Source organism: Nonomuraea fuscirosea (genome assembly GCF_035917475.1).
Classification (GTDB): domain Bacteria; phylum Actinomycetota; class Actinomycetes; order Streptosporangiales; family Streptosporangiaceae; genus Nonomuraea; species Nonomuraea fuscirosea.
Map to the genome: position 1 here is coordinate 2792375 of NZ_CP109074.1, position 17926 is coordinate 2810300.

The following is a 17926-nucleotide window of genomic DNA, read 5'->3' on the forward strand; positions in this document are numbered from 1 at the left end:
CGACGAGAGAGATCATGAAGACCTTCGAAGAGCTGTTCGCCGAGCTGTCCGAGAAGGCCCGGACCCGGCCCGCGGGCTCGGGCACCGTGGCCGCGCTCGACGCCGGCGTCCATGCCATCGGCAAGAAGGTCGTCGAGGAGGCCGCCGAGAGCTGGATGGCGGCCGAGCACGAGTCAGACGACAGGGCCGCCGAGGAGATCTCGCAACTCCTCTACCACGTTCAGGTGCTCATGATCGCCAAGGGCATCGGCCTCGACCAGGTCTACAAGCATCTCTAGGGCGCCCAGGCGCCCGGCACCCGGAGATGACGGAAGCGAGACACGTAAGGACCTGACATGCTGCGTCTGGCAGTACCCAACAAGGGCGCGCTCAGCGAGGCCGCCCAGAGCATGCTGAAAGAGGCGGGCTACCGCTCGCGCCGCGACAGCAAGGAACTCGTCCTGGTCGACGAGGCCAACGGCTGCGAGCTGTTCTTCCTGCGCCCCCGCGACATCGCCGTCTACGTCGGCGAGGGCACCCTCGACGTGGGCATCACCGGCCGCGACATGCTGGTCGACTCCGGTGCCCCGGTCGAGGAGATCATGCCGCTCGGCTTCGGCGACTCAACGTTCCGGCTGGCCACCACGGCCGGCGCGATGACCTCGGTGGCCGACCTCAACGGCCGGAGCATCGCCACCTCCTACGCGGGACTGCTCGAGAAATACCTCTCCGACCAGGGCGTCGACGCCCGCGTCATCAAGCTCGACGGAGCCGTCGAGACCGCCATCCGGCTCGGCGTCGCCGACGCCGTGGCCGACGTGGTCGAGACCGGCACCACGCTGCGCAACGTCGGCCTGGAGGTCTTCGGCGAGCCGATCATGCGCTCGGAGGCGGTGCTGATCAGGCGGCAGGGCGTGCCCGACACCCAGGGTGTCGAGCAGCTCGTACGCCGCTTCCAGGGCGTCGTGCACGCCCGCGACTACGTGATGATGGACTACGACATCCGGGCCGAGCGCATCGAGGAGGCCATCGCGCTCACCCCCGGCATGGAGGGGCCCACCGTCTCGCCGCTGCACCGCGAGGGCTGGGTCGCGGTGCGGGCCATGGTCCGGCGCAAGGGCCACCAGCAGGTGATGGACAAGCTCTGGGACATCGGCGGGCGCGCCATCCTGGTCACCGACATCTACGCCTGCCGCCTCTGACACCGCTCCGGCGGGGCGGGTGATCTGACAAATGTCATGGTCGACGGCGGAGGGATCGCACTGATGCCGGCCGCCCGCCCCGCCATAGCGTTCGAGGTATGCGATCCACCTCCAACGCGGTCGAGTTCGATCACGTCAGCAAGCACTACGGGGCCGTGCTCGCCGTCGACGACCTCTCGCTCAGCATCGAGCCCGGCACGACGGTGGCCCTGCTGGGGCCCAACGGCGCCGGCAAGTCGACCTCCATCAACCTGCTGCTCGGCCTCCTGCTGCCCTCGTCGGGCGCGGTCCGCGTACACGGCGGCACTCCGGCCGAGGCGGTCAGGGCCGGCCAGATGGGGGCCATGCTGCAGAACGGCGCGCTCATCCCCGAGCTGACCGTCAAGGAGCTCATCGACCTCGTCCGCCGGCTCTACCCCGACCCGCTCGCCCTCGACGAGCTGCTCAGCCTCGCCGACCTGACCGAGCTGGCCGGGCGGCGGGCCGGCAGGCTGTCCGGCGGGCAGGCCCAGCGGGTCAGGTTCGCCCTGGCCGTCGCGGGCGCACCCAGAATCCTGCTGCTCGACGAGCCCACCGCGGCCATGGACGTGGAGTCCAGGCTGCGGTTCTGGGCGAGCATGCACGACTACGCGGCCGGCGGCAGGACCGTGCTGTTCGCCACCCACCAGATGGAGGAGGCCGACGAGCACTCCGACCGGGTGATCGTCATCGCCAGGGGACGGCTGGCCGCCGACGGCACCGCCGCCCAGATCAAGGCCGGCGCCGGCGGCCAGGCCGTCAGCTTCGTCCTCGGCGAGCAGCCCGCGGCCGGCCTGGACCGGCTGCCCGGCGTCACCGCCGTGGAGATCGCCGGCGGCACGGCCACCCTGCACACCTCCGACGCCGACGCCACCCTCGACGGGCTGTATCGGGGCACCGCGCTCGACGTACGCGGCCTCACCCTCACCGGCGCCGACCTCGAAGCCGCCTTCCTCCAGCTCACCCGGGAGTCCCGATGATCCACTTCGCCAGGGCCGACATCGTGCGCATGCTGCGCAACCGGCGCTACCTCGTCTTCGTGGTAGCCTTCCCCGTCGCGCTGTACCTGATCAACGCCAACATCTACGGCGACGAGACCGCCGGCTCCGGGCTCGGCTACAACGTGATCCTCATGGTGTCGATGGCCGCCTACGGCGCGCTGGCCTCGTCCATGATGAGCTCGGCCGTGCCGCTGGCCACCGAGCGGCAGTCCGGCTGGCTGCGCCAGCTCCAGATCACCCCGCTGCCGTCCTGGGCCGTCATCGTGGCCAAGATCAGCACCGCGCTGGCGCTCGTCCTGCCCTCGCTGCTGCTGGTGAGCGTGGCGGCAGTGGTGCAGCAGGGCGTGTCGCTGCCGCCCGGCCGGTGGGTGGCGCTGCTGCTGGCCATGTGGCTGGGCACCGTGCCGTTCATCGCGCTGGGGCTCGCCCTCGGCTCGGCGCTGTCCGCCGACGCGGCCCAGCCGGCCTCGATGGTGTGCATGTTCGCCCTGGCCATCGCCGGAGGGCTGTGGTTCCCGCCGGAGATCTTCGGCGCCACGATGAAGACCGTCGCCGAGCTCACGCCCTCCTTCCACTACGCGAGCCTCGGCTGGAGCCTGGCCGGCGGGCACGGGGTGGACGCGATGGACGTGCTGGTCGTGGCCGGGTGGGCGGTCGTTCTGGGCGGGGCGGCGGCCTACCTCTACCGGCGCGCTACCGTACGAGGGTGAGCTTCGCCGACAGGATCACCTTCGGGCGGGCCGACGGGGGCGCCTCGCGCGGGAGGCGGCTGCTGGGCACGTCCGCCGGGATGGTCTACCTGGTCTTCCCCATCGCGGAGATCGTCACCGGCGCGCTCACCGGAGCGCGGGCCGTCTGGGCGGGGTTGCTGCTCGTCGCGTTCGTCGTGTCGTTCCTGGGTACGGTGCTCAGCTCCACGAGCTTCCTGGAGCGCAGCCGCTGGACCTATCCGCTGCTCGGGCTCACCACCGTGCTCGGGATGACCGGCGCGCTCGTCTTCGCCGGCTCCTGGATGAGCCTGCCGGTCTACAGCGTCGTGCTGTACGGGTTCGGGCTGCCGGCCCTGTGGGCGCTCGGGGGCATGGCGCTGAGCCTGCTGACGATCCTGGCCGCGGGGTTCATCACCGGCAGCACGCCCGAGACCGTCATCGTCCTCGGCATGCAGGTGGTGACCCTCGGCGTGCTGTTCATCAGCGTCCGCAACACCAGGACGCTGACCGTCGAGCTGCATCGCGCCCAGGACGAGGTGGCCCGGCTGGCCGCCGCCGAGGAGCGGCTGCGCATCGCCCGCGACCTGCACGACCTGCTCGGGCACAGCCTGTCGCTGATCGTGCTCAAGAGCGAGCTCGCCGGGCGGCTGGCCGAACGGTCGCCGCGGGTGCTCCAGGAGATCGGGGACATCGAGTCGGTCGCCAGGAAGGCGCTGGTCGAGGTGCGCGAGGCGGTCACCGGCTACCGGCAGCGCAGCCTGGCCGAAGAGCTCGACAACGCGAGGACCGTGCTGGCGGCGGCCGGCGTACGCGCGGAGGTCCGCACCACGGGCCGGTTGCCCAGCACCGAAACCCGGGACACGAGCCTGGATGTGGGCACGCCCGCCGAACCGCTCGAAGGGCTGCTCGGCTGGATCGTGCGCGAGGGCACCACCAACGTCGTACGGCACGCGCGGGCCACCCGGTGCGAGATCAGGCTGACGTACGGGGGCACGCACGCCATGCTGGAGATCGTGGACGACGGGAAGGACGGCACCGGCCCCTACAGGCCGGGGAGCGGCCTGAGCGGGTTGTCCGAGCGGGTGACGAGCGCGGGCGGCACGGTCATGGCCGGCCCCGAGCCGGCCGGCGGTCACGCGCTCCGCGTACGGATCCCGGCCGGGGCGGACGCGTGACGTGGGTACGGATTCCGGCCGGGACGAAGGCGGGCGCATGATCCGGGTGCTGCTGGCCGAGGATCAGGGCATGATCCGTGGTGCGCTGGCCTCGCTCCTGGGTCTGGAGCCCGACATCGAGGTCGCCGGCGAGGCCGCGGACGGTGACGAGGCGCTGGCCGTGGCGGTCAAGGTGCGGCCCGACGTCGCGCTGCTCGACATCGAGATGCCCGGCACCGACGGGCTCACCGCCTGCGCGAAGATCACCGAACGGGTGCCGGAGTGCCGGGTGATGATCCTGACCACCTTCGGACGGCCCGGCTACCTGCGCACCGCCATGGAGGCCGGGGCGGTGGCGTTCCTGGTCAAGGACAGCCCGGCCAGGGAGCTGGCGGCGGCCATCCGGCGGGTGCACGCGGGGGAGCGGGTGATCGACCCCGGACTGGCCGCGGCCGCACTCAGCGCCGGGCCCAATCCGCTGTCGCCGCGCGAGCGCGACGTGCTGGCCGCGGCGGCCGACGGCTCGACGATCGTCGACATCGCTGCCCGGCTGCACCTGTCGGAGGGCACGGTCCGCAACTACCTGTCCGCGGCGATCCAGAAGACCCGGGCCCGCAACCGCATCGAGGCCGTCCAACGAGCCAGAACCCAGGGCTGGCTCTGACCTCCGCGACCGAACGGCGGCTGCGCGGCCGATGAGGGCTGGGCGGTCGGTGGGGTTGGTGGGCGACGGTGCATGAGTGGGGTGGCTGTGTGCTCGGGTCCGGGCCGTCGTCCACGACCTCGCAGCGCAGCGGACGCGGTGGTTGCGCGTCTGATGAGGGCTGGACGGTCGGTGGGGTGGCGGTGGAAAGGTGGTGGTGCGGCGACGTGGCGGGCGTAGTCGGGGGTGGCGGGCTGTTGTGTTGGTTGTGGCGGTGATGTGGTCGGTGGCGGCTTATGGTCAGTAGCGGAGTTCGGCCAGGACGGCGTAGTGGTCGGAGCCCGGGTCCGGGCCGTTGCCCACGACCTCGCAGCGCACCGGATGTCCCGCGCCGCCGGCTCGCGGCCAGGCGCTGAGGACGTAGTCGAAGCGGCGTGGCGGATACAGGCCGGGCCGCGCCCATGGGTTGGCGTCGCACCAGGTGTGACCCGGGCCGCCGTCGCCGGCCACCTCCCACGCGTCGTAGAAGACCACGCCGGGGGTCGGCGGCACGGTGCGGCCGGTCAGCATCCTGATCTCGTCGCTGTCGGGCCCGGCGTTGAAGTCGCCGCAGACCAGCGCGGGACGCCGGCGTGAGGCGACCTCGCCGACGAACGCGGTCAGCGCCCGTACCTGCTCCTGCCGCGCTCCCGACTCGTCCAGCCGGTACGCGCCGATGATGACGCTGAACACCTGTAACGGGCCGCGCGGGCCGGCCAGCTCGCAGAACAGCGCGCTGCCGGGGAGGTCACCGCCCGGCAGGCGGCGCTCCTCCCGCCGCGTGATCGGCCAGCGCGACAGCACCGCACACGCGGCTCCCTCCGCACTCTTGGCTCCCTCCGGGTTCTTGGCTCCCTTCGCGCCCTCCGCGTCTCCGGCGCTCTCGGCGCCCCCGGCGTCCTGCGCGCCCACGGCCCCCTGCGCGCTCCCGGCGTCCTCGGCCTCCTCGGTGCCCCCGCCTTCGCCGTACGAGGTCACGTGTTCGTAGCCGAGTGTCTGGCCTGCCCACTCCTGCAGCGTGACGACGTCGGGGTCGTGTTCGCGCACCACCTTCTCGATCACCTTCGCCCGCCGCGCGTACGGGCCGGACTTGCCCCACACGTTCCAGGTCAGCACCCGGACGCGGGTGCCGATCAGCGGCCCGTACGGCTCGGCCTCGTTCATACCAGCTCCTCCACGGCCTTGATCGCCAGATCGACCTGCTCGGGTGTCGTCACGATGCTCGTGCCGAAACGCAGCAGCGAGTGGCTGTACGGGGTCACGCTGGTGAGCACCTTCTTCGCGCGCAGCCGTTCCACCGCCTGGAGCGGCTGCATGCCGGTGATCGCGCAGCAGACCAGCCCCGCCGACAGCTCCGGCGCCTGCGGCGTGGCCAGCGTGACGTGGGAGATCCCGGCCAGCCCGGCCTTCAGCCTGGTGGCCAGCTCCTGCGTGCGCTGCTGGACGCGGTCCTTGCCGATCCCCATCATGAACGCGAACGCCTGCGGCATCGCCCACCGGTGTTCGAACGCCTTGTAGCCGCCGGGCGTGACCAGATCCGCCGTGCTGGCCGTCGGCTCGCCGCCCAGTTGCCAGGCGTTGAACGCCGCCGCGCTGAAACTGGGCACGATCGGGGCCACCGGCTCCCAGTCGCGGCCCCACACGATGCCCGTGCCGCGCGGCCCGAACAGCCACTTGTGCGTACCGCTGGCCAGGAAGTCACAGCCCAGGTCCGCCACGTCGTCGGCCATGGCGCCGAACCCGTGCACCCCGTCCACGCACAGCAGCACCCGGTCGTGCTCGTCGCGGCCCCGGTTCACCTCGGCCAGCATGTCGGCGACGGCCCGCACCGGCACGCGCACGCCCGTGCTCGAATGCACCCAGGTGATCGCCACCACGCGGGTGCGCGGGCCCAGCCCCTCCTTGATCGCCGACACCATGCGGTCGGCCGAGGCGCGGGCCGGGTCCTCGTACAGTTCGACCTTGCGGATCTTCGCGCCCGTGCGCGCGGCCATCAGGCGCAGGCCCTCGTGGGTGGCCAGGAAGTCGTGCTCGGTGGTCAGCACGTCCTGACCCTTGCGCAGGCCGAGCCCGGAGTAGAGCAGGCCGAGGCCCATCGTGGTGCTGTCGGTCAGCGCGATCCCGCCCGGCTCCGCGCCCAGGTAGCGGGCGGCGGCCTCGCGTACCGTCGTGTCGGGGAACTCGCCGCCGGGCGGGGTGTACTCGGGGTCGGCGTCCAGGGCGTCGCGGTGCGTCGCGATCGCCTGCCGGACCGGCGCCGGGGCGGGCGCCAGCACGAACGCGGCGAAGTGCGCGGCGGCCGGGTCGAGGGCGAACTGAGCTCTGACGGACGCCCAGTCGGCCGGGTCGAAGGCCGTGGCGGCCGGTTTCGGCTTGGGGGAGTCCGCCGTGCACGCCGCGACCCCGGACAACACACCGGCTCCGAGCAGGGTCCGTCTGTTCAGCATGATTACTTCCTATCCCGGCCGCCACGCTCTTGTCAGCCGCGGATCGCGGTCGCACGGCACGGGACTCGTGGAGATCGTCAGGCCCGGATCGCGCTCACCTGTCTGATCAGGTCCGAGACGCGGACGATGCCGAGGCAACGGTTCAGCTCGTCGGTGACCACCAGGTCGTCGTAGACGCGGGCCGCGTCCCGGCCGGCCGCCTGCATGGCCGCTATCGCCGGGGTGGTGCGCGGGACCGTACGCGGCGGGTCGGCCAGGCGCTGGGCGGGCTTCGAGCCGTGCAGGGCGTGTCCATACCGGGCCGCGAACGACAGCAGGAACCGGCTGCGGTCCAGACTGCCCTTGGGCCGCTGGAACTCGTCCACCAGGATGACGCTGGTGATCGTCGGCTCGTGCCCGAAGGCCGCCACCGCCTCCTCCGCCTTCGCCTCCGCGGGCAGGGTCACGGCCGGCAGCAGCAGCTCCTGCACCCGGGGGCCCAGCATGACCGTGGCGGGCGACTCGTCCGCGACCGGCAGCGGCACGCGTACCTTGCCGTCTGGGCCTGGCGCGAGCAGAGGGCCGTGCGCGAGCCGTACACCCAGGCCGCGGAGCACCGCCACCTGTGCCTCGCGCCGCACGTCCGGCGCCAGCACGTGCGCGCCGACGTCGTGCGCCAGCGACGCCACCGCCCGCACCACCGAGGTCGCCCGGTGATCCGCCGGGACGCGCGCCACCACGTCGGGATCGAGGGCCAGCACGTACGGGGCCGCCCCCGCGACCAGGTCGAGCGCCGGGCCTGCTGAGCCCACGCCGGCGAAGCCGAGCAGATAGCCGATCGTACGCAGGCCGTCGAGACCCACCTTGAGCAGCGGCCTGTCCTGCTCCTGGCACGTTCCGGTGAGCAGGAGGATGGCCTCGCGCGGATGCCGGCCCGCCCTTCTCAGCGCCTCGTGCAGGGGAGCCAGCGTGCCGGCGCCCGGTAGCACCGTGCGTACCGGCAGCTCGATGATCATGGGCAGGGGCGCCGCCCTGAGCGAGCCGGTGGGGTCCACGGTGGCGGGGTGCGCGATGACGGCACCGGTATCGAGGTCCACCAGGGGACTGGTGAGCAGGGAGGACACGTACAGATGGTGCTCCCGTCGCTCGCGTACCAGAAGCCTCACGAAACAGAATTAACCGACATTTCGGTTAGGGTTCCCCGCTACGGCGGCCTGCCACCGGCCGCTGGACGGGCGGTGGTCGGCGGTCGCCGGGCACGGCGTCTCGCGCGGGCGCGTGCGTACGAGCGTCCGTCATGGTCCATGGCGCGTGCGACGCCCGTCGGGTCTCCTTACGCGGATGAGTGCGACGGTGTCCGTCACGGTCTTGAGGCGCGGGTGCGTGTGACGAGCGCCGGTCACGAGCTCCAAGGCGCGGGGCGTGCGACGAGTGCCCGTCACGGGTCAGGTCACGGAGCATGCCGTGCCATGGACGGTTTTGCGAGCGCGCGTGAGAGACGCTCGTCGAGTGGTGCGGTGAAGGCGTTGGCTAGGGTTCGGGGATGAGCGCGCGTCCGGCGAGGGGTGGCGGTCGGTGGGTGACGGTGCCGCCGGAGCGGCTGCATCCGTGGATCGAGGGGTTCGCCGGGCGGCACGGGCCCTTCTCCGCGACCGGTGACGAGCGGGCGGTGCGGCTGGTGGCCGCCGACGGCGCGGTGGCCGAGCTGCACGTGCCCTTCCCGCCCATGACGCCGCCCGGCCCGCCGCACGTCACCCGCCTCGTCACGCACGCCCGCGCCGAGCGGCGGGTCGGGGTGTTCCTGGTGCGGCTCGGCGGTTACGCGGCGGGCGTCTTCCAGGGCGGCGCGCTGGTGGCCTCCAAGGTCGGCTCGCGGCTGGTGCAGGGACGTACGGCGGCGGGCGGGTGGTCGCAGCAGCGCTTCGCCAGGCGGCGGCGCAACCAGGCCGCCCAGGCGTACGACGACGCGGTGGAGACGGCGGTCCGGGTGCTGACCCCGCATCTGGAGCTGCTGGACGGGGTGATGTTCGGCGGCGACCGCAGGGCGGTGGACGCCTTGAGGCCGGACCGGCGGCTGGCGCCGCTACTGGCGCTGGAGCGGGAGCCGTTCCTGGTGGTGCCCGATCCCCGGTTGACCGTCCTGCGCGACACACCCGCTTTGTTCCGTGCGGTACGCATCCGCGTCGTCGACCCCGCGTGACGGGTTCCCTCAGCGCACCACCCCTCCCCCCCTTCCCCGCACCCTTGGCGCGCCGCGTCGGTGGGAAGGTGTACGAAGGGGCGCGGCGCAACGCGTACGGCGATGCGCCTGCCGGTGCGCCCGGGCAAACGTGTAGCCGGGTCGCCCGCCCGTGCGCCTGGCCAACGTGCAAACCGTGAGGACCGAAAGTCGCCGGCCTCGTGTGCGGGGTCAGGGCAAGCCCAGCTCGTGTGCGTGATCAGGAGAAACTCAGCTCGTACGCGAGCTCAGGAGAAGGCGGCGGCATGGTCGGCGAGGAAGTCGGCCAGGGTGCGCGGGGCTCGGCCGGTCACGTCCCGGACCGTCGTCGTGACCGGCGCCCAGCTGCCGTCGCCGGTCTGCGCCTGCAACTCGGCCAGGTCGAGCGCGAGCGGCTGCGGCAGGCCCTGGCGCTCCAGGCGGGCGGCCAGCTCAGGGACGGGCAGGTCCACGTACCGTGCCGTCCGGCCCAGAGCCTTGCCGGCCTCGGCGGCGATCTCGTCGTGCGACAGGGCCTCGGGGCCGGTCAGCACGTACGCGCGGCCGGGGCCGACGGGCGAGGTCAGCAGGGTGGCGGCCACATCGGCGATGTCGCGGGCGTCGATGTAGCTGATCCGGCCGGGACCGTACGCGCCGTACATGATGCCGCCGGCGAAATCCCCCGGCAGGTTCTGCATGAAGCCGCTCGGCTGGAGCACGGCCCACGGCACCCCGGCCTGCCTGAGGTGGGCGTCGATCAGGCCGTGCACGCCCAGGCCGAGCCTGCCGCCGGGGGCGGCGTCCCGTACCGACACCGTGACGATCTGCGCGACGCCCGCCTCGGCGGCCAGGTCGATGACGGCGCGGTGGGCGTCCACGACGCCGGGCCAGAGGGAGCTGTTGAGGAAGAGCCGGTCGCCGGGCGACAGCAGCGCGCCGATCGTCGCGGGGTCGTTGAGGTCGGCGAGCGCGTACGGACTGCCGAGGTCGTCGGCAGGGCGGCGGACGGCCGACAGCACCTCGTGGCCGCTCAGCCGGGTGAGGAGCGCGCGGCCGATGGAGCCGGTCGCGCCGGTGACCACGATCATCAGGAAACCTCCGCATAAGTGGAATCTCGTATTCCGGTTATGCGGACGGTACACTAACCGGAATCTGATCGTCCACTTGGAGGTCGTACGTGCGCGCGGACGCCAGGCGCAATCTAGGCAAGATCGTCGAGGCGGCGGCCGAAGTCGTGGCCGAGCGCGGCGTCGGCGCGCCCATGGAGGCCATCGCCAAACGCGCCGGCGTCGGCGTCGGCACGCTCTACCGGCGCTTCCCCGACCGCGACGCGCTGATCGCGGCGGTCGGCGACCACTACATCCACACGATGGCGGACGCGCTCGACGCCGCCGACCGCGGCTCCGCCGACGCCTGGAGCGCGATCTGGGACTTCGTCTGCTGGGTCGCGGAGCCGGGCCGGGCCGCGCTGTCCACCGCGCTGGCCGTGCTGCCGGACGAGGTGATCGCGCGGCGTGCCGAGTTCGCGCGTGTGCGGGCGCGGTGGGAGGAGCGGTTCGACGAGATCGTACGCCGGGCGCAGGCCGAGGGGGCGATGCGCCGGGACGTCGGCGTACAGGATCTGATCCACCTGCTGAACGTCTTCACCTGCCATCCCGAGGACCTGCCCGCGCCCGTGGCCGCCGACCCGGGCCGCTACCTGCGGCTGATGCTCGACGGGATGAAGGCCGGAGCGGCCACCCCCGCACCGAGTCGTTGAGACGATTCAAAAAAATCTTGAATGCCGCTATGATGAGCCGAAGTCCCGGTGAACCGCCGTCTGCGGTACGCCGTATCCAGCGTGTCCTGCCCCCTTCCGGCGCTCCTCCCGGCGTCCCGGGCGGCGGATCCCGCATTTTCAGCAGCACGGCCTCGTGAGGATCGATGGCGACCAGGAACATCAAGGAGGTCGCGCAGCTGGCGCGCGTCTCAGTGGGCACGGTGAGCAATGTGCTCAACCGCCCGGAGATCGTGTCCCCGGCCACGCGGGAACGCGTCTTCGAAGCGATCAAGAAACTCGGGTTCGTCCGCAACGAGGTGGCCCGCCACCTGCGGGTGGGCCGCAGCAGGACGGTCGGGCTCGTCGTGCTCGACGTGTCCAACCCGTTCTTCGTGGACGTGGCCCAAGGCGCCGAAGCGGTGGCCGACGACCACGACACCATGGTGGTGCTCTGCAACAGCGCCGGCGACCCCGGCCGCGAACGACGCCACCTCGACCAGCTCGAACAGCAACGGGTGATGGGCATACTGATCACCCCGGTCGAGATGGAGACCCCCTGGCTGGAGGAGCTGATCGCCCGCGGCACCCCCGTGGTGCTGGTCGACAGCCCCGCGACCGGGCTCCAGTGCTCGGTGGCCGTCGACGACCGGCTCGGCGGGCAGATCGCCGGCGCGCATCTCATCGAACGCGGGCACCGGCGGATCATGTTCGTGGGCGGGCCGCCGTCCATCAAACAGGTGGCCGACCGGCACGCGGGCGTGACCAGCGCCGTCGCCGCCGCCGGCGGCGCCGTCGAACTGCTCACCTCCTCCGCGCCCACCCTGACCGTGGCCGAGGGCCGCGCGATCGGCGAACGCGTCGCCGCCCTGCCCGCCGACGAACGCCCGACCGCCGCCTTCTGCGCCAACGACATGATGGCGCTCGGCTTCTTACAGGCGATGGCGTCCCACGGGCTGCGCGTGCCCGAGGACCTGGCCATCATCGGGTACGACGACATCGACTTCGCCGCGGCGGCGGCCGTACCGCTGTCGTCGGTCCGTCAGCCGCGGGAGCTCCTTGGGCGTACGGCGATCGACCTGCTGCTGGAGGAGGTGGCCGAGCCGGAACAGCATCGGCATCGGCAGGTCATCTTCCAGCCCGACCTGGTGATCCGAGAATCCAGCGCCTACCGCCGCTGACCTTGGAGCGCTGTCGGGGTGCCGGCCCTCTGCGTTCTGTCCCAGTTGCCCGATGCCATGGGTGCATGTTTGCCCAGGTGAACGGGGTGTGCCGGTCGCCGTACGCGTTGCGCCGGGCCCCCTCCGTACGCCTTTCCGCCGACGCGGCGCGCCAAGGGTGCGGGAAGAGGTGGGGGTGCGGAGGGTGTGCTGGCGTGGGGAACGGCTGGCGTGCCGGTGTGGGGACGGGTGGGTCGAAGCGTGGGAAGGCTTGGTCGCTTCCTCGGTACATCCGTCCGCCTCGCTGCCCCGGCACACCCCCAGCGCGCAGGCCGTCGGCACACACCCGCTGGCACGCACACCCCCCGGCACGTGCATCCCGAGCGTGTCCGTCCGTCTCGCGGCTCCGGCACACCGCCGGCCCGCACACCCCCCGGCACGTGCATTCCGAGCGCGTCCGTCCCGAGCGCGTCCACCTCCTCGCACACTTGGCGCGCCGCGGCGGCGAGGAGGTGTACGGAGGGGCCCGGCGCCATGCGGGCGGCGGCCAGAGTGCCCGTTCACCTGGGCAGATGCGACAACACGCCGGCACGGACCCGCAGGGCGTGGCAGTCCATTCCGTGCCGCCTCGGCCGTGCTCTCCCGGAAGCGCGCGGCCGGGTGGGTGTACTACGTTCGGCGGCACAGCCGAGCAGGAGGAATTGACGTGGGTGAGATCTACCGCAATCCCCTCGCCACCCCCGACGACCTCGCCGGGTTCCGGATGGAGGGGGACGGGGCGGTGTCGTTTCCGCAGGGGCGGATGCGGCTCGAGAGCCGGCGGGCGGCGGCCGAGGGGCAGGCGGCGAATCTGGTGCTGTGGTGTCCTGAGGAGTTTCCCGACGGTGTGCGGATCGAGTGGGAGTTCTGGCCGGTCAGGGAGCCGGGGCTGGCGATCATGTTCTTCCACGCCCGGGGCCGGAACGGTGAGGATCTGTTCGATCCGGGCCTGAGCTTGCGCGACGGCCCCTACGAGCAGTACCACCACGGCGACATCGACGCCTACCACGTGTCCTACTTCCGCCGCATGTGGGCCTCCGAGCGGGCCCTGCACACCTGCAATCTGCGCAAGAGTCACGGGTTCCACCTGGTCGCCCAGGGGCCGGATCCGTTGCCGGGGGTGCTGGACGCCGAGGGGCCCTATGCCGTGCGACTGGAGGTCAAGGGGGGAGCGGTGAGCTTCGCAATCAACGATTTGGTCTCGTTCCGGTGGCGGGACGACGGCTCGATCGGCGGTTCCGCCCTGGCAGGAGGCAAGATCGGGTTCCGGCAGATGGCTCCGCTGATCGGAGAGTACGCAAATCTCCGCGTGTCCCGTCATTGACTTTGAGTCGATTCAACACTAATTTCGCACCAACCGCCGTTCACTCGCTTGTAACTGGGCAGGAACCACGGTGCAATACTCCACCCCCGTATCCGTGCACATGCCACGAGAAGGTGGTGCCGGATGAACCATCCCGCCATGTCGATCAGGTTTCAAGCTGCCTGCTCAGAGCTCATCTGGGCGGTCCGGCTGAACCTCGCCTGGCTTGCCTTCACGCTCGCGGGAGGCGTGGTTCTGGGGGTCGGGCCCGCCACCGTGGCCGGCTACACGCTGGCTCGGCGGCATGCTCGTAATGAAACGTTTCAGGTTTGGCGCGAATTCTGGACCGTCTACCGGCGGGAGTTCGCCCGGGCCTCGTTGCTGGTCCTGCCGGGGGCGCTGGCCGCTGTCGTGCTGATCGGCAACTACCTCTACTTCTCCGCCCTCGGGCCCGGCATGGGGGCGCCGAGGATCGCGACCTTCGTGGCTCTCATCGCACTGGCGGGTGTGGGGGCGTACGTGGGGCCGCTCTACGCGCACTACGACCTGCCGCTGCGGGCCTACTGGCCCAAGGCGGCGCAGCTAGCGCTGATGCGTCCGGCTTCGTCCGTGCTGTTGCTGCTAGCGCTCTCAGCCATCGCCTTCGCGACCTCGGTGGCGCCGATCCTGGCGCCGATGATCAGCTTCGGCGCGTGGATCTATCTCAATACGTGGCTCTGCCTGCGCTTCTTCGAGGAGAACGAGGCGCGCCTGCATTCGAAAGGGAACTCATGAGCGCATCCCGTCGCCGTCGGCTTCTTGCCGGTGTGTTAACGCTAACGGCCGCTCTCACCGCCTCGGCCTGCTCGGGCGGTGGCGACGCGCCTCAGTCCGATCCGAACACGATCACGTTCATGTCGAAGCTGTTCGGCACGGCTCCCGAGCCGACCGGCGAGATGCAGCAGGCCATCGAGAAGTTCATCGGCAAGAAGATCAAGGTCACCTGGGTCCCCAACGCCGAGTACACCGAGAAGATCAACGTCACCCTGGCCTCGGACAACATCCCGCAGGTCGTGGTGGTCGACCCGCACCTGCCGGCGTTCGTCAAGTCCGCAGAGGCGGGGGCGTTCTGGGACCTGACCGACAAGCTGGACAAGTACCCGAACCTGAAGCCGGCCGACGCGCGCACGGCGCTCAACTCCTCCATCAACGGCAAGATCTACGGCCTCTACCGGATGCGGCCCCTGCTGCGCTCGGCGATCGTCATCCGCAAGGACTGGCTGAAGAAGGTCGGGCTGGAGGAGCCGAAGACGATCGAGGACTTCTACCAGGTCGCCAAGGCGTTCACGGAGAAGGACCCCGACGGCAACGGCAAGAAGGACACCTACGGCCTCATCATCCCGAAGTGGCCGGGCAACTACGCCAGCGCCAGCCCGTACGACGTGATCGAGACCTGGTTCGGCGCCCCCAACGGCTACGGCGAGCGTAATGGCAAGGTCGTGCCCGGGTTCGACACGCCGGAGTTCCTCGAGGCCAACAGGTGGCTGAAGAAGATGGTCGACGAGGGCATGGTCAACCCCGACTTCGCCACCCTCGACTCGGCCAAGTGGAACGAGCCGTTCCACCAGGGCAAGGGCGGCATGATCATCGACGTCAACATCCGCTCCCGCCAGGTCCTCGACCTGTTCAGGGAGGAGGGTGACAAGAACTACGGCGACAAGGTCGCCATGGTCGGCAACCTGGCCAAGGCCGACGGCCAGAAGTACTCCTACCCGTTCACCGGCTACGCCGACTCGCTGGCGATCTCCAAGCAGAGCGTGCGGACCGAGGCCGAGCTGGACAACGTGCTGAAGACGCTGGACAAGCTGGCTACCAAGGAGGGCCAGGTCCTGCTCCAGAACGGCATCGAGGGCCGCAACTTCAAGGTCGACAACGGCGACACCGCCACGCTGATCAACGAGGACGACCCCGCGGTGGTGACCGTCCAGGACAACGTGGACGACGCCTTCATCCAGCTCAGCACCAAGGGCACGGTCGACATCGGCGGCATCGCCTACCAGCGGGTCCCGCCCGGTGAGCCGTACCGGAACATGGTCGCGCTGCAGAAGGAGCTGATGGAGGAGGACCTCAAGACGGCCGTGCACAACGTGGCGCTGCCCGTCGTGGCCCCCACACAGGTCCAGCGGGGCCCGCAGATCGACACGATCGTCTCCGACGCCCGGGTGAAGTTCCTGTCGGGCGCCATCACGGAGGAGCAGCTCAAGGGCGAGATCAAGCGCTGGTACGACGGCGGCGGCACGCAGATCGTGGCCGAGATCAACGACCTGCTCAGCAAACTGCCCAAGTAGTCACCGACCGCTCGCCTGAGGGGCCCGGGCACACCCGCCGGGCCCCTCATACGAAAGGAGGCCGCTGTGGCCACCGACCTGGCGACGCCTCCCTCGAAGGCGGCGCCCAAGGCGAAGAAGCGCCGGGCCGACAAGGTCCCGCTGCGCACGGCGGTGCTGCGCTACCGCTGGCTCTACCTGATGCTCGTGCCGGGCCTGGCGTACTTCGTCCTGTTCAAGTACCTGCCGATGTACGGCGTGACCATCGCCTTCCAGGACTTCGTGCCGTTCCTCGGCTACTCGGGCAGCCCCTGGGTCGGCCTGAAGCACTTCGAGGAGCTGTTCGCAGGACCCGACTTCGGCCGGCTGATGTTCAACACGCTCTTCCTGGCGCTGCTGCACATCCTCATCGTCTTCCCCGCGCCGATCGTCGTCGCGCTGCTGCTGAACGAGCTGCGCCTGAACATCCTCAAGCGCTCGATCCAGTCGCTCATCTACATCCCGCACTTCCTGTCCTGGACGATCGTCGCGTCGCTGACGTACGTGCTGTTCGCGGCGGACTTCGGCGTGCTGTCCGGCTGGATGCGCGACCTCCTGGGCGACACCGCGAAGATCGACTACATGGCGCAGGAGGAGTGGTTCCGGCCCCTGATCATCCTGCAGCAACTGTGGAAGATGACCGGCTGGGGCACGATCATCTACCTGGCCGCGCTGGCCGGGGTCGACCCCAACCTGTACGAGGCCGCCCGCATGGACGGCGCGGGCCGCTTCCGCCAGCTCTGGCACGTGACGCTGCCCGCGATCCGCCCGACGGTCGTCGTCATGGCGATCCTGGCCTCGGGCAACCTGCTGGACACCGGCTTCGAGCAGATCTGGCTGATGACCACGTCGCTGAACCGCTCGGTGGCCGACGTGTTCGACACCTACGTCTACTACGCCGGCATCCAGAACGGCGCGATCAGCTACTCCACCGCCGTCGGCCTGTTCAAGGGCGTGGCCGGCGTCATCCTGATCTTCGGCTCCAACTGGCTGGCCAAGCGTCTCGGCCAGCGGGGACTGTTCTGAGGAGGCCGGACATGTCCACCATGACCGAGACCAAGAAGCCGGCCAAGCTCAAGGTCGACAACAACGGCTCGCTCGGCAGCCGCGTGTTCGACGCGCTCAACGTCGTCGTGCTCGTCGCGCTGGCGCTGATCACGGTGCTGCCCCTGCTGTACGTGCTGGCCGGCTCGCTCGCCAACGAGGCCGAGATCTCCACCCGGCCGTTCTTCCTGTGGCCGCACAAGATCGTCACGGAGGCGTACGAGTACATCTTCGCCACCCCCACCTTCGTCCGCGCCCTGGTCACGACCGTGGTCGTGACGGCGGTCGGCATGGTGGTGCAGGTGCTGCTGACCTTCACCATGGCCTACCCCCTGGCCAAGCGGTACCTGCCGGGCCGCACGCTGGTGCTCAACCTGGTCATCTTCACGATGGTCTTCTCCGGTGGCATGATCCCCACCTACCTGGTGGTGCGCGACCTCGGGCTGCTCGACAGCTACTGGGCGCTGATCCTGCCGCTGGCGATCAACCCGTTCTACCTGATCATCGTCAAGAGCTTCTTCCAGGAGCTGCCGCAGGCGCTGGAGGAGGCGGCGCGGATCGACGGCTGCAACGAGATGGGCGTCTTCTTCAAGATCGTGCTGCCGCTGTCGAAGCCGATCATCGCGACGTTCTCGCTGTTCTACGCGGTGGCGATCTGGAACGACTACATGTCGCCGCTGCTCTACCTCAGCGACCCGAACAAGTGGACGCTGCAGATCCTCGTCCGCCAGCTCACCAACACCGACGCCGCGGCGGCGCTCTCCCAGATGGACCGGACCTGGGTGCCGCCCGAGCAGGGCCTCAAGTTCGCGGTCGTCGTCATCGCGACGCTGCCGATCCTGTTCTTCTACCCGTTCCTGCAGAAGCACTTCGCCAAGGGCGTGCTGATCGGGGGCGTCAAGGAGTGACC

General features: G+C 70.5%; 18 protein-coding genes. 14 read left to right on the forward strand and 4 right to left on the reverse strand.

From position 1 onward, the window contains the following. The first annotated feature begins 14 nt into the window (after positions 1-14). The 6 genes from OIE67_RS12575 to OIE67_RS12600 all read left to right on the forward strand — a co-directional run bounded on the left by OIE67_RS12575 (position 15) and on the right by OIE67_RS12600 (position 4728). Complete coding sequence (locus OIE67_RS12575; RefSeq protein WP_020547470.1) at positions 15-278, forward strand: phosphoribosyl-ATP diphosphatase; 264 nt, start codon at positions 15-17, stop codon at positions 276-278. A 57-nt stretch (positions 279-335) separates the two neighbouring features. Next, a complete protein-coding gene (gene hisG / locus OIE67_RS12580) occupies positions 336-1181 on the forward strand; it encodes an ATP phosphoribosyltransferase (protein ID WP_106251456.1) in 846 nt (281 codons plus the stop codon). Positions 1182-1279: 98 nt separating this feature from the next. Further along, positions 1280-2179, forward strand: coding sequence for an ABC transporter ATP-binding protein (locus OIE67_RS12585; RefSeq protein ID WP_326639716.1), 900 nt, complete (start codon positions 1280-1282; stop codon positions 2177-2179). Further along, positions 2176-2910, forward strand: coding sequence for an ABC transporter permease (locus OIE67_RS12590; protein WP_326639718.1), 735 nt, complete (start codon positions 2176-2178; stop codon positions 2908-2910). Before OIE67_RS12585 ends, OIE67_RS12590 begins: the two co-directional genes overlap by 4 nt. Beyond that, complete coding sequence (locus OIE67_RS12595; protein ID WP_326639721.1) at positions 2907-4085, forward strand: sensor histidine kinase; 1179 nt, start codon at positions 2907-2909, stop codon at positions 4083-4085. The genes OIE67_RS12590 and OIE67_RS12595 overlap by 4 nt, the downstream gene beginning before the upstream one ends. 37 nt (positions 4086-4122) lie before the next feature. Beyond that, positions 4123-4728, forward strand: coding sequence for a response regulator transcription factor (locus OIE67_RS12600; RefSeq protein ID WP_326639723.1), 606 nt, complete (start codon positions 4123-4125; stop codon positions 4726-4728). 279 nt (positions 4729-5007) lie between these two features. Here OIE67_RS12600 and OIE67_RS12605 read toward each other — a convergent pair whose 3' ends face one another. The 3 genes from OIE67_RS12605 to OIE67_RS12615 all read right to left on the reverse strand — a co-directional run bounded on the left by OIE67_RS12605 (position 5008) and on the right by OIE67_RS12615 (position 8338). Next, a complete protein-coding gene (locus OIE67_RS12605; RefSeq protein WP_326639725.1) occupies positions 5008-5910 on the reverse strand; it encodes an endonuclease/exonuclease/phosphatase family protein in 903 nt (300 codons plus the stop codon). Continuing rightward, positions 5907-7193 carry an aminotransferase class V-fold PLP-dependent enzyme gene (locus tag OIE67_RS12610; protein WP_326639727.1) on the reverse strand — a complete coding sequence of 429 codons (1287 nt, stop codon included), beginning with the start codon at positions 7191-7193 and terminating at the stop codon, positions 5907-5909. The genes OIE67_RS12605 and OIE67_RS12610 overlap by 4 nt, the downstream gene beginning before the upstream one ends. A 77-nt stretch (positions 7194-7270) precedes the next feature. Beyond that, a complete protein-coding gene (locus OIE67_RS12615; protein ID WP_326639729.1) occupies positions 7271-8338 on the reverse strand; it encodes an EAL domain-containing protein in 1068 nt (355 codons plus the stop codon). Positions 8339-8715: 377 nt separating this feature from the next. Between OIE67_RS12615 and OIE67_RS12620 the strand changes: the two genes are divergently transcribed. Further along, positions 8716-9372 carry an acVLRF1 family peptidyl-tRNA hydrolase gene (locus OIE67_RS12620; RefSeq protein ID WP_326639730.1) on the forward strand — a complete coding sequence of 219 codons (657 nt, stop codon included), beginning with the start codon at positions 8716-8718 and terminating at the stop codon, positions 9370-9372. 266 nt (positions 9373-9638) lie between these two features. Here the strand turns inward: OIE67_RS12620 and OIE67_RS12625 are convergent, their stop codons facing one another. After that, positions 9639-10457, reverse strand: a complete 819-nt coding sequence (locus OIE67_RS12625) for an NmrA family NAD(P)-binding protein (RefSeq protein ID WP_326639732.1) — start codon at positions 10455-10457, stop codon at positions 9639-9641. 146 nt (positions 10458-10603) lie between these two features. Between OIE67_RS12625 and OIE67_RS12630 the strand changes: the two genes are divergently transcribed. The 7 genes from OIE67_RS12630 (at position 10604) to OIE67_RS12660 (ending at position 17924) form a co-directional block, all read left to right on the forward strand. Next, positions 10604-11128, forward strand: coding sequence for a TetR/AcrR family transcriptional regulator (locus tag OIE67_RS12630; RefSeq protein WP_407674843.1), 525 nt, complete (start codon positions 10604-10606; stop codon positions 11126-11128). Positions 11129-11292: 164 nt separating this feature from the next. Next, positions 11293-12306, forward strand: coding sequence for a LacI family DNA-binding transcriptional regulator (locus tag OIE67_RS12635; protein ID WP_326639737.1), 1014 nt, complete (start codon positions 11293-11295; stop codon positions 12304-12306). Between the two features lie 685 nt (positions 12307-12991). Then, a complete protein-coding gene (locus OIE67_RS12640; RefSeq protein WP_326639739.1) occupies positions 12992-13648 on the forward strand; it encodes a DUF1961 family protein in 657 nt (218 codons plus the stop codon). Positions 13649-13771: 123 nt separating this feature from the next. Further along, on the forward strand, positions 13772-14401 hold the full coding sequence (locus OIE67_RS12645; RefSeq protein WP_326639740.1) for a YesL family protein: 630 nt from the start codon (positions 13772-13774) through the stop codon (positions 14399-14401). A gap of 119 nt (positions 14402-14520) precedes the next feature. Beyond that, positions 14521-15954 (forward strand): extracellular solute-binding protein, encoded by a 1434-nt coding sequence (locus OIE67_RS12650; RefSeq protein ID WP_326639742.1) that lies wholly within the window; start codon positions 14521-14523, stop codon positions 15952-15954. 66 nt (positions 15955-16020) lie between these two features. After that, a complete protein-coding gene (locus tag OIE67_RS12655; protein WP_326639744.1) occupies positions 16021-16998 on the forward strand; it encodes an ABC transporter permease in 978 nt (325 codons plus the stop codon). Positions 16999-17009: 11 nt separating this feature from the next. Continuing rightward, positions 17010-17924: a carbohydrate ABC transporter permease gene (locus OIE67_RS12660; RefSeq protein ID WP_326639745.1), complete on the forward strand. Its 915-nt coding sequence runs from the start codon at positions 17010-17012 to the stop codon at positions 17922-17924. Positions 17925-17926: the final 2 nt, after the last annotated feature.